Below are 14,154 nucleotides of genomic sequence, written 5' to 3'. Positions count from 1 at the left end.
AACCCGCGCTGTTCCCGTCGTCCGCGATCACTTCAAGGGGATCGTCACCTCGTCCTCGACCGGCGGGTCGACCTCCTGCGCGAGGTTGCCGGTCGCGGCGTAGCAACGCAGACGGAGAGTCTCCGGAGTGACGTCCACGCGGAGGAACTGCTTGAAGAACGGCGGGCTGTACGTCGCCGAGCTCGGTGAGAACAGCTGGGTGTGGATCTTGCGCACGGGGAGGCGGAACCGCTTGGCCCGGTCGGGACGCCGTCCCGTGCCCAGCAGACCGGCGACCAGGCGGGTGCGCCAGGTGATGCGGGCGTCGGGGTCCGCCGCGCGACCCGGCTGGATCTCCAGCCGCTCGGCGATGACGGCCGTGGCCTGCGCCTCGGTGAGGGTGAAGAAGCAGCGCAGGCGCAGTCGGCGGCCGTAGAGCCTGCTGTAGAAGGCCAGGGAGTCGCCGCGCAGCGGATAGCAGCGGAAGTCCTTCTCGGTGACGTTCGCTATGTCGACCCGCGGGATGGTGTGGGTGGCGTGCGTGAACGCACCGCCGCCCGAGACCACGTACTGGATCGTGCGGCCGTCCACCTGTACCGGATAGCGCTGGTAGTTGTGGATGTCGCCGCCGATCGCCGCGACATAGCGGTGGGCCGGATCTCGGACGATCTCGTCGACGGTGCCGCCGCCCTCGATCGCGCAGGGATGGTGTTCACCGTCCACGTACAGGGGCGAGCCCGTGACGAGGACCTTCGGGCGGGGATCCTTCGACACCTCACGCAGCCAGGCGCCCTGTTCGGCGTCGATCCCGCCGAGCAGCCCGGTGTCGATGCCGACGATCCGCACCGGCCCGGCGTCGATCGCCCAGTACGGCCCCGGCTGGACGGCCTGCTGACCGACCGCCGACCTCAACTGCCGTGCCTCGGGCAGCCGTTGGCCGTCGCCCTTGCGCGGCCGGTGCCATAGCAGCCGGCGCAGCCAGGCCCGGCCGAGCGGACGTGGCGCGGGCTCCGGTGCGAGGGGCGGGGCGCCGTCGCAGAAGACGCGCATGAAGGCGCCGAGGTCCTCGTACCAGTCGTGGTTGCCCGGTATCGCGTATATGGGCGCCTGATAGTCCTGGTACGGGCGGAAGAACTTGGAGCCGTAGTCGTCGGCGCTTCCGACGGGATAGATCACATCACTGGCGAGGACCGTGAAGCGTGTGTCCTGACCCACCTTCAAAACCCCCGGTACGACGGCGTACTGAGGGTCGTCGCCCTCGCCGGTGTCGCCGATGACGAGGAAGGAGAACCGGTCGGGGTCGTCCCGCCGGATCACCTTGTCGGCGGGCGCGCCGGCGGCCGTGCGCTGTGCCACCCAGCGGCTTCGGGTGCGTCCTGTGGGGTCGCCGAACCAGGACGCCAGCACACCGTTGCGTGCGGCCCACAGCATCTTGGGGTTGAGCCAGGAGATCTTCTCGACCTTGTGCGGCACCAGCCGCTTGTACGTGCCGAGTTCGGTGGCGCCCCAGCCGGCGCCCTGGGCGGTATCGCGTGAGGAGTCAGACACCGGTGCACCGTAACAATGATCTAGAGAACGGCGAGAGGGGGAGCGGGGGCGCGGCGCGTCGCCGGGGCCCCGGCCCCTTCGCGTCAGGACTTGCGGGCGTACGTCTCCCGGCGCGGCGGCCGTGCGTGGGCAGCGGCCTTCAACCCCGGTGCTCGGCTCACCTGTTGCGCCGGTGCCGTGCCAGCTCCACCTCGCTTGCCCGGGCCGGAACGGCTTCGCTCGCCGTCGCCGAGGACCAGGAGCGGGTCGAACATCACGACCACTCCGGCCAGCACCAGGAAGATGATCGGCCCCAGCAGCATGGGGAGCAGCAGTGAACTGGGCGAGTCGCCGGCCCAGTTCGCGCCGGTCGTGCCGTGCAGGTGCACGTCGACGGCCGCCATGCCCGTGTAGTGCATCCCGGAGACGGCCACACCCATGACCAGGCTCGCCCCCAGGCTGGTGAGGAAGCCGCGGATGGTGACGGCCGCCCACAGCGCCGCGGTCGCGGCGACGATCGCGATGAGGACGGACAGCGAGACGGTGAGCGCGTCGTACCGGATGTCGCCGTCGAGGCGCAGCGCCGCCATCCCCAGATAGTGCATCGCCGCCACACCGAGCCCGGTGGTGACGCCGGCGCCGGTGAGCGCGCCCCTGCCCGCGCCCCGATAGCCCACGATGAACACACCGATGCCGACGACGACGATCGCCACGGCGAGGCTGAGGACGGTGAGTCCCGCGTCGTAGCCGACCCGGGACTCCTCGACCTGGAAGCCGATCATGGCGATGAAGTGCATGGTCCAGATGCCGCAGCCGATCGACGCGGCGCCCAGCGCCAGCCAACCCGGCTTCCACGACTGTTTGTCGAGCAGGGACCGCACGATGCACCGCAGCCCCAACGCCCCTCCCAGGCAGGCCATCAGATAAGCCGCCACCGGGGTCACCGCACCATAGCGGAACCCGTCAACCGTGCCTTGCATAAGCCAACTCCCCCCAGAGTCCTGGCTGGTTGTGGAGCAAATGTGTACGGGGCATGGGGTGTGAAGCAAGCCTTTACCGCCGGTAGCTGTTTAACTCTGCATTACCGGGAACCGACTCCGGCCACAGAAGGATGAGATTCGGCCAGATGGCGACCGGCGGTCGATGGATCTGCCCAGGCCCCGAGTGGTGTCGGTCCGGCGGCTGTGGCACAGATGGAGTGAGGGCGGGCGGCAGCGGTGATCGGGGACCAGCGGAAGGGGCCGTCATGCGGGAACTCGCGATCATCGAGGCACCGTCCGTGCTCGGCCTGCGTCCGGCCGGGGTCCAGGAGCTGCCGGCGGCCCTGCTGGAGGCCGGACTGCTCGCCGGTCTCGACGCCGTACGGGCCGGCACGGTCGAGCCACCGGCGTACGACCCGACGAGGGACGCCGACACCGGCGTGCTCAATCCCCACGGCATCGCGGAGTACTCCGTCCGGCTGGCCGATGCCGTCGGCGACGCCCTCGACGGCGGCCGATTCCCGGTCGTCCTCGGCGGGGACTGCACCGTCCTGCTCGGCAACCTGCTCGCGCTGCGCCGTCGCGGACGTCCCGGACTGCTGTTCCTCGACGGTCACACCGACTTCTACCAGCCCTCGGCGGAGCCGAACGGCGAAGCGGCCTCGATGGAACTCGCCCTGGCCACGGGGCGTGGCCCTCGGCTGCTCACCGACCTGGAGCGGCGCGGCCCGCTGCTGCGGGACGAGGACGTGGTGGCCTTCGGCTTCCGCGACGCCGGCGAGTCCGCCGAGGCCGGTATGCAGCCGCTGCCGGCCGAGCTGCACACGATCGACCTCGACAGCGTGCGCGCGTGCGGTGCGGCCATGGCCGCACGCCGGGCCGTCGACCGGCTCACCGCCGGAACGAGCACCGGATTCTGGGTACACCTCGATGTCGACGTCCTGGACGACGCGATCATGCCCGCCGTCGACTACCGGCAGCCGGGCGGCCTGACCTGGCAGGAACTGGAGATCGTGCTGAGCACGGCACTGGGCGACCCCGCAGCCGTAGGGCTCGACGTGACGATCTTCAACCCCCGCCTCGACCCGGACGGCACGATCGCCGCCCGCCTCGCCGAGTACCTGCGCCGGGCGCTGTCGGCCCGCGCCGGCACGAACCTCACATAGCGCACTCGACGCACGAGGCGTGCGGGATCTTGCGGCACGGCCCGGCCCCTGCGGCCCGTACGACTTTGCCGAACCGGCAACGAACATCGCGACGCCTCTCCTCGCCCACGCACGATGGCGGTACGCCGAGCCCTCGCACAGCACCTCCGGAGGAACCATGCCGCGCCCCGTCCACGCCACGGACATCACCCACCGCCTGATCCCCGCTCCCGCCGGGCGGCTCCATCTCGCGGAGCAGGGGACCGGCCCGCTCGTTCTCCTTGTGCACGGGTTTCCGGAGTCCTGGTACTCGTGGCGCCACCAACTGCCGGCGCTGGCGGCGGCCGGATACCGCGCGGTCGCCGTGGACGTGCGCGGCTACGGCCGTTCCTCCAGGCCCGAGTCGGAGGATGCCTACCGAATGCTGGAGCTGGTGGCGGACAACGTCGCCGTGGTGGAGGCCCTCGGGGAGCGGTCCGCCGTCATCGTGGGGCACGACTGGGGCGCGACCATCGCCGCCGACTCCGCGCTGCTGCGTCCCGATGTGTTCCGCGCGGTCGGACTGCTGAGCGTGCCCTACACCCCGCCCGGCGGACCGAAACCGAGCGAGGTGTTCGCCGGTATGGGCGGGCCGGAGGAGTTCTACGTCTCCTACTTCCAGCGGCCCGGTCGCGCCGAGGCCGAGATCGAGCCCGACGTCCGTGGCTGGCTCGCGGGCTTCTACGCCGCCCTGTCCGCCGACACCATGCCGGGCCCCGGCGCCCCCGACCCGCACTTCGTCACCTCCGGAGGTACCCTGCGCGACCGGTTCCCCGGGGGACGGCTGCCCGCCTGGCTCGACGAGTCGGACCTGGACATCTATGCCGGGGAGTTCGAACGCACCGGTATGACCGGAGCCCTGAACCGCTACCGGAACATGGACCGCGACTGGGTGGACCTGGCCGACCACGCCGGCGCCCCCGTCACCCAGCCCTCACTGTTCCTCGGCGGCTCGCTGGACGCCTCCACCGCCTGGCTGGCCGACGCGATCGAGGCCTACCCCACGACCCTGCCGGGCCTGCTGTCCTCTCACGTCCTCGACGGCTGCGGCCACTGGGTCCAGCAGGAACGCCCTGAGGAGACCAACCGACTGCTCATCGACTGGCTCGCAGCCCTGCCGGGAGCCGCATAGCCATCGTGCCTTGTTAAGTGGACCGGCAGTCCGTATGATGAATTTCATGCGGACTGACGGTCCGTTTTTGCTCAGGTGCCCTGCCATGACAAGCCGCCATCACCGGGCACTGGGACCACAGCGCCGTGTCCCGGCCAGGCGTCGACTTCGTAGGAGCGAACTCATGACCACCCCCGACACCACCCTGGTCATCGGCGCCACCGGCACCACCGGCCGCCGCGTCACCGCCGGGCTCGTCGCCGAGGGCCACCGCGTCAAGGCCGCCGGCCGAAGTGCCACCCCGATGGAAGGCGCGGAGGCTGTCCGCTTCGATTGGAACGAGCCCGCGACCTGGGACGAAGCCCTGGACGGCGTCGACCGCGCCTACCTCATCCCGCCCATCGGCTCCTCGGACCCGGCCGCGGTCATGCTGCCCTTCCTCCGCAAGGCCCGTGCGAGGGGCGTGCGTCGTGCGGTGCTGCTCAGCTCATCGGCGATCCCCGCGGGCGGTCCGGCGGTGGGTCAGGTCCACGAGGCTCTGCCCGGCCTGTTCGAGGAGTGGGCGGTGCTGCGGCCCTCGTGGTTCATGCAGAACTTCGCCGGCCTCACCCCCCACGCACGCGGCATCCGCGACGAGGGCGCCATCCTCACGGCCTCGGGAGACGGCCGCGTCGCGTTCATCGACGCCGAGGACATCGCCGCCGTCGCCGTACGGGCCCTGACCGACGGTCAGGCCCCCGACACCGACCTGATCCTCACCGGGCCGCAGACGCTGAGCTACGACGATGTCGCCGCGATCATCACCGAGATCACCGGCCGGCCCGTGGTGCACAAGCGGCTGACCTTCGAGGAGCTGCGCGACCGCTGGGCGGCCGAGATCCCCCTGGAGTTCGCCACCATGCTGGCCGGCATGGACCGCGCCATCGCCGGCGGAGCCGAGGACCGCACCTCGGACACCGTCGAGCGCCTCACCGGCCGACCCCCGGGCACGTTCCGCGCCTTCGTCGAACGGGAGGTCCGATGAAACAGCTGATGTTCCAGGACGATCCGTCGTTCTGGTTCGAGACCCTGCGCAACCTGGGCCTCGCCGCCTATGGCGGCTCGGACGTGGGCGAGGTCATCGCCACCGCCTCCCGCGTCACCTCCGGCGACTACGACGGCTGGCACGACGCCTGGCTGTCCACCGCCGAACGCCTGGAGACCGAGGCACGCGCGGCCCACCCCGTCAGCGCCCGCGACGGACTGCTGCGCGCCTCCAGCTACTACCGGGCGGCCGAGTTCTTCCTCCACGGCAACCCCGGCGACCCGCGCATCGACCATGCCTACGAGCGTGGCGTCGCCTGCTTCCGCGACGCCATCGCCCACCTCCCCGATGTCACGCCCGTCGAGATCCCGTACGAGGACACCGTGCTGCACGGCTACTTCTACCGGGCGGCGGGTACGGGCCCAGGCCCGAGGCCGACGCTGGTGATGCACAACGGATTCGACGGCGCCGCCGAGGAACTGCACTTCTTCGGCGCACTCGGCGGACAGGAACGCGGCTACCACGTCCTGACCTTCGACGGCCCCGGACAGCCCGCCGCCGTCCACCGCAACGGGCCGGCCTTCCGGCCGGACTGGGAGAACGTGGTCGGCCCCGTCCTGGACTTCCTCACCCAGGACCCGGGCGTCGACCCCGCCCGCATCGCGCTGCTCGGTGTCAGCCTCGGCGGCTACCTCGCGCCCCGCGCGGCCGCCTACGAGCCTCGCCTGGCAGCCGTCGTCGCCCTCGACGGCGTCTTCGACGCCGTCTCCGCGCTGACCGCGCACCTCCCGTTGCCGCACGAGGAAGCCGTCCGGCGCGCGGCGGCCGAGCACGACGAGGAAATGGACCGCCTGATCGCCCATGCCCGGGCGCGGAGCCCGATCCTGCGCTGGGCCCTCGACCACGGCCGCTACGTCACCAGGACCTCCACCGACCGTGAGTTCCTGGCCGAGTACGCCCGCTACACCTTCAAGGACGGCAGCGCCGGGAAGATCTCCTGCCCTGTGCTGGTGTGCGAGGCAACCGACGACCTCTTCTACTCCGCCACCGAGGAATCCGATCCGCGCAAGTTCTACCGGCACCTCGCCGCACCCAGGACACTCCTGAGCTTCACCGAGGAGGAAGGAGGTGACGCCCACTGCCACCCGGGCGCCATCCGGCTGGCGGTAGCGCGTATCTTCGACTGGCTCGACGACACGATATGACCCACCGCAGGCCAAAAGGAGGGCCCATGGCCCACCACCCCGAGCGCAGAGAGCGCGCGGACGCCCAGCGCAACCGGGCGGCCATCCTCGCGGCCGCCGACGCTCTCTTCGCCGCGAGCAGCAGCCCCAACAACGTGTCGATGGACGACATCGCCGCGGCCTCGGGGGTGGGCAAGGGCACCCTCTTCCGCCGCTTCGGCGACCGGGCCGGCTTGATCGGCGCCCTCATCGCCTCCCGCCTCGAGCCTCTCCGGCAAGCCGTGCGGGAGGCGCAGGACGCAGAGGGTTCGTCGCCACGGCAGCTGGTGAAGGACCTGCTCGACGCCTCGCTGCGCTTCAAGATCGAGAACCGGAACCTGATGTCGGCCGCGGAGGACGCCGGACTCAGCAGCCCGTACCAGGCCGAGCACTACGGCTCGTGGCATGAACTCCTGCGCGTGGCGCTGGACCAGGTGCCCGAAGTCAGCGACGCGGAGTTCACCGCCCACGCGCTGCTGGCCGCCATTCGCGCCGACCTGGTGGTGCACCTGATCGACGCTCAGAAGAAGACGCCCGAAGGTCTGCGGTCGGCGCTCGCGGCCCACGTCGACAACGTCCTCGGCAACAGCGCCGATCCGTCACGGGTCCGGGGATAGGGACGGCTTCTCAGAGGACCCGGCGCGGAATCCCGACGGAAGAGCTCTAGGCCGCTCGACCGGCCGACGGCACCGGCCGCCGGAGCAGATAAGCGGCCGCCGTGGAGACCAGGACCGTCATGCAGGCGATGAACACCAGGCCCGCGCCCTCCAGACCGAGGGGACCCGTCAGTACGCCCACCCCGATGACCGGAAGCGAGATGCCGGTGTAGGCGACCACGAACAGCGCCGAGATGACCGCCGCGCGCCGGTCCGCCGGGGACGCACCGGCCACGGCGGACAGCGCCGCGCGGAACGACAGCCCCTGACCGCCCCCGCCGACGATCGCGCTCGCCACCACCAGCGCCAGCAGATCCCAGAACAACGCGCCCGCGAGCAGCGCCAGCCCGGCGAGGAGAGCGGCACAGCCCAACGGCAGCGACCGGCTCACCCCGACGCGGCCGACGGCCAGTTGCCCGGCGACCGAGGCGAAGAAGGCCAGCGCCACGATCAGTCCGCTCACGGCGTGGTTGCGTTCGTTCAGGGACTCCGCGAGGAAAGCCGGGCTGACCGAAGTGAACACCCCGAACAGGGCGAAACCCACGAAGGAGGCCGCCGCCGCCGGACCGAACACCGACCGCACCTGCGGCGGCAGGCTCGCCCCTTGCGGCCGTACGGTCCTCAGCGGCCGGCGCTCCGCCACGGTCTCCGGCAGCCACAGCACGACGGCCGCCGAACAGGCCACCAGGGCGAGATGCACGGCGAACGGCAGATACAGCGGCCAGGGAGCGTACTGCGCCAGCAAGCCGGCGAGCAGCGGACCGCAGCCCAGGCCGCCCATGTTGGCGGCGGTGGCGACCAAGGTGGCGCGGGCGCCGCCGTCACGTGGCGCCAGCTCCATCACATAGGCCGTGGCGGCCCCGGTGAGCAGACCGGCGGACAGTCCCGACAGCAGCCGTCCCACGAACAGCCAGCCCAGCGCGGTGGCGAGGAGGAAACAGACGGCACTGGCAGCCGCGAATCCCAGGGCCCACAGAATCACCGGACGTCGGCCCACGGCGTCCGAGACGTTGCCCGCGAGCAGCAGCACACCGATGACCCCGAAGGCGTAGACGGCGTACACGATGGTGACGGTCAGCTCGGAGAACCCGAACTTGTCCTGGTAGTGGCCGTAGAGGGGAGTCGGCAGTGTGGTGCCGGCCATGCACACGGCGAACACCGCCCCGCCGAGCAGACACGCCCGCCACCCCCCGCGATCATCGAGGGCCGTCTCCCGGGCGGTGTCGTTCCTCAGCGTCATCAGTGGTCGTACTCGTCCGGCAACAGCATCCCGGGCCCGCCGACCTGCAGACCCAGCGGATCCGCGCGGCCCGTCGGCTCCTCCCACGGCTCCTGGCGGCCCAGCGCCGTGAGGTCGAGCCACGGGTAGCCGTTGTGGAACTCCTCGATGCCCCGGCCGTATGTGGAGTAGGTGTGGAACACGGCGTCCCCGACGCGCAGGAACGCGCTGATCCCCGGATAGTCGCCGCGCATCCACTCCTCCCACGGCTGTCCCGCCTCGGCGAGCTCGGCCGCGGTGCGCTGGGCGACCTGCACCGGAGCGACCCGTTCGTCGACGGTGGCGTGGAAGTCGTAGTTGAAGTCGCTGCCGGCCGAGGAGTACCAGGGGAAAGTCCACCCCATCCGCTCGCGGTACGCGGCGAGCTTCGCGTACGGCGCCCGGGTCACCGCGACCAGTGTCGTGTTGCGGGCGTTCAGCTGCCGCTGCCTGGACGGGATCTGATCGGCCGCCGAGGAGCAGCTGGGGCAGCCCGTGGCGCGGGGGTGCTCGGTGCCGTCGGCGTCGATGTCGAACGTCCACATGAAGTGATGCATGACCAGCTGGGATCGCCCGTCGAAGAGGTCCAGCAGGCCGACCCTCCCGTTAGGTCCCTCGAAGCGGTACGGCTCGTCTACCCGGACCATCGGCAGCCGTCGCCGCTCGGCGTTGACCAGGTCCCGCGCCCGGGTGAGCTCCTTCTCCAAGGCCAGCAGCTGCTTGCGGGCCGCCGCCCACTCCTCACGCGACACCACATCCGGCAGGTTCGCCATCGAGGTCATCGGATCCTCCCCATCGGGCCGGTGCTGAGAGCAGGCAGAGCGGGCACGCCTCAAGCTTGCTCCAGCGCCACTGGGGCCGCACATCCGCCGCTCCGGCACCCTGCACGGCGACGCTCGCCACGCCGACGGCCCCGACAACGCCCGAAGTCTGCGGACGCTGTCGGAGCACCTGCTCGTCAGGCGGGCCGAATCAGCCGCGGATCACCTGGCGAGCTCGACCAACTCGTCCAGCCGCGTGAGCTTGCGCGGGTTCGCCGTCGCGTAGATGCGGGTGACCCGGCCGTTCTCCACCACGAGGCTCACCGCGGCCGGCCGGCCACCGGATTCCACCCGGGCCGCGGGGGCGCCGTTGAGCCACACGGCCGTCGTCTCGAACGCGGACCGGTCCGAGCGGGTGAGCAACGTCGCCACGACCTCGGCCCCGTGGACCGGAGCCAGTGCGGCGGCCGCCAGCCCGCCGCCGTCGGCGATCAGGACCACATCGGGCGCCATGACCTCCATCAGGTCCTGCAATCGCCCCGTGCGCAGTGCCGCCAGGAACCGCTCGACCATGGCCTGCTGCTGCGACCGGCTCACCTCCATCCGGGGCCGCCGGGCCGCCACGTGCTCGCGGGCCCGCCGCGCGATCTGCCGCACCGCGGGTGCCGACCTGCCGACGGCCTCGGCGATCTCGCCGTGCGGCAGGTCGAAGACCTCGCGGAGCACGAACACCGCCCGTTCCACGGGTCCGAGCGTCTCCAGCACGGTCAGCATCGCGATCGAGACGCTCTCCGCGAGTTCGACGTCCTCGGCGACGTCGGGGCTGGTCAGCAGCGGCTCCGGCAGCCATTCACCGACATAGTCCTCGCGGCTGCGCGCCAGCGACCGCAGACGGTTGAGGGCCTGGCGGGTAACGGTCCGCACGAGGTACGCGCGCGGGTCACGCACCTCGGCGTGGTCGACCTCCGCCCACCGCAGCCAGGACTCCTGCAGCACGTCCTCCGCGTCGGCGGCCGAGCCGAGCATCTCGTAGGCGACCGTGAAGAGCAGGCTGCGGTGGGCGACGAAGGGGTCCTCGGTCATCACGCCGACGCCACACCGGACTTCTCGGACCGCGCCGCCAGCGGGATCTCGCAGGCGTCGGAGAAACCCTGTGAGGTGACGCCGTTCGCCACGTTGGCCCTCGTCGCCAGATTGACGAACGCGATGTACGCCGTGAGCTCGACCATCGCCGCCGTGCCGAGCCGCTCCAGCAGACCGGCGTACTGCTCGTCGGTCACGGTCGGGGGCGTGTTCGTCATGGCCTGCGCATACCCCATCACGTCCCGCTCCAGCGGCGTGAACACCCCGGACTCCCTCCAGCGCGGCACCTAGCTCGCCTTGGCCAGGTCCAGGTTCTGGTTCTGCGCCTGGAAGTAGCCGACGTCGAGGCACCAGCTGCACCCGACCTGCACGGCGACGGCCATGTGCGCGAACGACTTCAGACTCGCGTCCGCCGCCTTCCACGCGCCCACCTTGCCGCCGAACTCCAGATTGGCCTGGGCGACCTCGGGGCTGTGCCACACCACCTCGACGTTCTCGGGCACCGCCCCGAGCTGATTGATCATGTTCTCCTTGAGATCGGCGGGGAGTTCGGCCTTCGGGAGGCGAAGCGCCATGGTGTCCTCCTGGTATGTCTGCGAGTTCGACATGAAGACACCGGCGAGCCGACGAACGTGACAGCCGCGGAAGGCTACTTCGCCTCGCCGAGGGCATCCAGCTCGGCGACCGCGTCGGCGGGCAGGTCCAGTGCGGCGCCGGCGATGTTCTCGCGCAGGTGCTCCGTCGAGGACGTGCCGGGAATGAGCAGCAGATTCGGCGAGCGCTGAAGCAGCCAGGCGAGTGCCACGGACATCGGTGTGCCGTCCAGCCGCGTGGCGACCTTGCGCAGCGTGTCCGACTGCAGGGGCGACATGCCGCCCAGCGGCCAGTACGGCACATACGCGATGCCTTGCCGGGCCGTGCTGTCGACCAGCGCATCGTCCTGCCGGTTGGCGAGGTTGTAGAAGTTCTGCACACACACGACGGGGGCGATCGACCGGGCCTCGGCGACCTGGTCCGCGTCGACCGTGCTCAGCCCGAGGTGACGGATCAGCCCCTGCTCACGCAGCTCGGCCAGCGCGCCGAACTGTTCGGCGATCGACCCCGGTACGGGCGAGTCGAGTCCGCCGACCCGCAGGTTCACGACGTCGAGCGCGTCGAGGCCGAGGCGCCGCAGGTTGTCGTGGACCTGCTGCACCAGCTCGCCCGGTGTACGGGCAGGGAGCCACCCGCCCCGCTCGTCCCGGCGTGCGCCGACCTTGGTGACGATGCGCAGGTCGTCCGGGTACGGCGCGAGCGCCTCGCGGATGATCTCGTTGGTGACGTACGGGCCGTAGAAGTCGGCCGTGTCGATGTGCCGGATGCCCATCTCGATGGCCGTGCGCAGTACGGCGACGGCGCCGCCGCGGTCCTCTGGCGGGCCGAACACGCCGGGCCCGGCCAGCTGCATGGCGCCGTAGCCGAACCGGGCGAGGGTGAGGTCGCCGACGCGGTAGGCGCCGCCGGGAAGCTCGTTGACAGTCATGATCCCTTTCCGCTCGCCGGCATGTCCGGGAGCAGATCCGACGCTACGAAACACTCGCGGGCACAGCCTGAGCCCTGCTCATCCTGGGGGCGACAGGACCAGGCACCGTGCTGCCGGCGCTCGTAGGATCGAAGGCATGAGCAGGCCGAACGCGCTCGGCGAGTACCTTCGGGCCCGCCGGGAACTGACCGATCCGGCGGACGTGGGACTGCCGGTCGTGGGCGTACGCCGCACCCCGGGCCTGCGCCGCGAGGAGGTCGCCACCCTCGCCGGGGTCAGCGCCGACTACTACCTCCGCCTGGAACAGGGCCGCGACCGCAACCCCTCCCCGCAGGTACTGGAGGCCCTGGCAAGGGTGTTCCGGCTGGACCCGGCCGCCACCCAGCACCTGCTGAGCCTGTCCACGGCCCGCCCGGCCACGCCGCCCCGGCGACCGCGCCGCGAGGCCGTGCCGGCCGGGATCAGGCAACTCCTCGACGCCATCAACCTGCCGGCGTTCGTGGAGAGCCGGATGTTCGAGGTGCTCGCCGCGAATCCGCTGGCCACCGCCGTGTCACCCAACATCCGGCCCGGGGGCAACCGGCTGCGCGCGATCCTCCTCGACCCCGCCGAGCGGGAGCTCTACCCGGACTGGGACCAGGCGGTCAGGGGCCTGATCGCCGGGTTCCGCACCTCCGTGGGCAGCGACGTCGACGACCCGAGGATCGTCCAGCTGGTCGGCGAGCTGTCGCTGGCCAGCGACACGTTCCGGAGGCTGTGGGCCCGGCACGACGTCAGCGCGCTGGCCGGAGGAACGATGCGGCTGCGCCATCCGCAGGTCGGCATGCTGGAGCTGCGCCGGGAGAAACTGCCGATCACCGACTCCGGCGGCCAGATTCTGGCGATCTACCACGCCGAGCCCGGATCGGAATCGGCCCGCGCGCTGGACTCACTGCGTCCGCCGACGGCCACCGAGATGCACGGCAGATCGACGGCCGACGACGGAACCGCGTGAGCCCGAGCGCTCGACCTGCGGCTCAGAACGTCCGCTTCAGCAGGTCGAGCAGCGCCTCCCAGTGCCGCTCGTCGGCGCCGTGGTCGTACGCCGAGGTGTCGGCCTGCGTGTAGCCGTGGTGCGCGCCCTCGTAGACCTCGCACTGGTGACGGACCCCGGCCGCGGTCAGTGCTGCGGCGAGGCGCTCCATCTGCTCGGGCGGCATCGAGTGGTCCGCGTCGGCGTGGCCGAAGTACAGCTCCGCCGTGACGTGTTCGGCGACCAGGTGCGGACTGTCCGGCGCGTCGGTCGCCAACTGCCCGCCGTGGAAACCGGCCGCGGCGGCCACCCGGTCCGGATAGGCACCGGCGGTGCGCAGCGCGAGCCGCGCGCCCATGCAGTAACCGGTGAGGGCGACCGGACCGTCGGCGAACTCGGGCCGCTCGGCCATCCAGCGCAGATAGGCACCGGCGTCCCGCATCGCGAGTTCGGGCGTCAGGGTCTGCAGGACCGGAGCGATCTTCTCCCACAGCTCCGGGCGCGCGGCGGGGTCGATGAACTCGGGCAGGTCGAAGACCGGGCTGCGTCCGTGCCGGTAGAAGACGTTCGGCACCAGGACCGTGTAACCCGCGCCCGCGAGCCGGTCGGCCATCGACCGCAGATGGGGACGCAGCCCGAAGGCGTCCTGGTACAAGAGCACGCCGGGCCGGGGCAGGCCGTCGTCCGGACGGGCCAGATAGGCGTCCGCCACGCCGTCCTCGGTGGGGACGTCCACGTCTGTTCCCTGTACGGAGGTCATGGGGGTTGCCTCTCTGCGCAGTCCATGGCGATCAGGTCGCCGACCCGGCGGAATCGGGCCGCACGCATGGTTGC

General features: G+C 71.2%; 13 protein-coding genes and 1 pseudogene. 6 read left to right on the top strand and 8 right to left on the bottom strand.

Going from position 1 to position 14,154, the window contains the following annotated elements; translation table 11 throughout:
• Nucleotides 1–27: 27 nt before the first annotated feature.
• Both ACFQ6S_RS08580 and ACFQ6S_RS08575 read right to left on the bottom strand, forming a co-directional pair.
• Nucleotides 28–1,527, bottom strand: coding sequence for a metallophosphoesterase family protein (locus tag ACFQ6S_RS08580; protein WP_383405156.1), 1,500 nt, complete (start codon nucleotides 1,525–1,527; stop codon nucleotides 28–30).
• Nucleotides 1,528–1,610: 83 nt separating this feature from the next.
• Nucleotides 1,611–2,486, bottom strand: a complete 876-nt coding sequence (locus ACFQ6S_RS08575) for an MHYT domain-containing protein (protein ID WP_383405154.1) — start codon at nucleotides 2,484–2,486, stop codon at nucleotides 1,611–1,613.
• 266 nt (nucleotides 2,487–2,752) lie between these two features.
• Here ACFQ6S_RS08575 and ACFQ6S_RS08570 point away from each other — a divergent pair, with 266 nt between their 5' ends.
• The 5 genes from ACFQ6S_RS08570 to ACFQ6S_RS08550 all read left to right on the top strand — a co-directional run bounded on the left by ACFQ6S_RS08570 (nucleotide 2,753) and on the right by ACFQ6S_RS08550 (nucleotide 7,645).
• Entirely contained in the window at nucleotides 2,753–3,652 is a 900-nt protein-coding gene (locus ACFQ6S_RS08570) for an arginase family protein (protein WP_383405152.1), read from the top strand.
• A gap of 157 nt (nucleotides 3,653–3,809) precedes the next feature.
• Entirely contained in the window at nucleotides 3,810–4,802 is a 993-nt protein-coding gene (locus ACFQ6S_RS08565) for an alpha/beta fold hydrolase (protein WP_383405150.1), read from the top strand.
• A 163-nt stretch (nucleotides 4,803–4,965) separates the two neighbouring features.
• Complete coding sequence (locus ACFQ6S_RS08560) at nucleotides 4,966–5,805, top strand: NmrA family NAD(P)-binding protein (protein ID WP_383405148.1); 840 nt, start codon at nucleotides 4,966–4,968, stop codon at nucleotides 5,803–5,805.
• A complete protein-coding gene (locus ACFQ6S_RS08555) occupies nucleotides 5,802–7,010 on the top strand; it encodes an alpha/beta hydrolase family protein (protein ID WP_383405146.1) in 1,209 nt (402 codons plus the stop codon). Before ACFQ6S_RS08560 ends, ACFQ6S_RS08555 begins: the two co-directional genes overlap by 4 nt.
• A gap of 26 nt (nucleotides 7,011–7,036) precedes the next feature.
• A complete protein-coding gene (locus ACFQ6S_RS08550) occupies nucleotides 7,037–7,645 on the top strand; it encodes a TetR/AcrR family transcriptional regulator (RefSeq protein WP_383405144.1) in 609 nt (202 codons plus the stop codon).
• A gap of 46 nt (nucleotides 7,646–7,691) precedes the next feature.
• On the opposite strand, the gene ACFQ6S_RS08545 is transcribed toward ACFQ6S_RS08550, so the two are convergent.
• The 5 genes and pseudogenes from ACFQ6S_RS08545 to ACFQ6S_RS08525 all read right to left on the bottom strand — a co-directional run bounded on the left by ACFQ6S_RS08545 (nucleotide 7,692) and on the right by ACFQ6S_RS08525 (nucleotide 12,308).
• A complete protein-coding gene (locus tag ACFQ6S_RS08545; protein WP_383405142.1) occupies nucleotides 7,692–8,924 on the bottom strand; it encodes an MFS transporter in 1,233 nt (410 codons plus the stop codon).
• Nucleotides 8,924–9,724, bottom strand: coding sequence for a DUF899 domain-containing protein (locus ACFQ6S_RS08540; RefSeq protein WP_383405140.1), 801 nt, complete (start codon nucleotides 9,722–9,724; stop codon nucleotides 8,924–8,926). Before ACFQ6S_RS08540 ends, ACFQ6S_RS08545 begins: the two co-directional genes overlap by 1 nt.
• Before the next feature lie 201 nt (nucleotides 9,725–9,925).
• Entirely contained in the window at nucleotides 9,926–10,786 is an 861-nt protein-coding gene (locus tag ACFQ6S_RS08535) for an RNA polymerase sigma-70 factor (RefSeq protein WP_383405139.1), read from the bottom strand.
• Nucleotides 10,786–11,361 (bottom strand): annotated as a pseudogene (locus ACFQ6S_RS08530) (carboxymuconolactone decarboxylase family protein). The gene ACFQ6S_RS08535 and the pseudogene ACFQ6S_RS08530 overlap by 1 nt, the downstream one beginning before the upstream one ends.
• Before the next feature lie 74 nt (nucleotides 11,362–11,435).
• On the bottom strand, nucleotides 11,436–12,308 hold the full coding sequence (locus ACFQ6S_RS08525) for an oxidoreductase (protein WP_383405137.1): 873 nt from the start codon (nucleotides 12,306–12,308) through the stop codon (nucleotides 11,436–11,438).
• Nucleotides 12,309–12,444: 136 nt separating this feature from the next.
• On the opposite strand from ACFQ6S_RS08525, the gene ACFQ6S_RS08520 reads away from it, so the two are divergent.
• The gene (locus ACFQ6S_RS08520) at nucleotides 12,445–13,302 is read left to right on the top strand and encodes a helix-turn-helix transcriptional regulator (RefSeq protein ID WP_383405135.1); all 858 of its coding nucleotides are present in this window, start codon (nucleotides 12,445–12,447) and stop codon (nucleotides 13,300–13,302) included.
• Between the two features lie 22 nt (nucleotides 13,303–13,324).
• On the opposite strand, the gene ACFQ6S_RS08515 is transcribed toward ACFQ6S_RS08520, so the two are convergent.
• The gene (locus ACFQ6S_RS08515; protein WP_383405133.1) at nucleotides 13,325–14,080 is read right to left on the bottom strand and encodes a dienelactone hydrolase family protein; all 756 of its coding nucleotides are present in this window, start codon (nucleotides 14,078–14,080) and stop codon (nucleotides 13,325–13,327) included.
• Between the last annotated feature and the right edge of the window lie 74 nt (nucleotides 14,081–14,154).

The organism is Streptomyces sp. NPDC056479, assembly GCF_042795335.1.
In the GTDB taxonomy this organism is placed as follows: Bacteria; Actinomycetota; Actinomycetes; order Streptomycetales; family Streptomycetaceae; genus Streptomyces.
The sequence above is the reverse complement of the archived record's forward strand: the minus strand, read 5'-3'. Positions and strand labels throughout refer to the sequence as shown.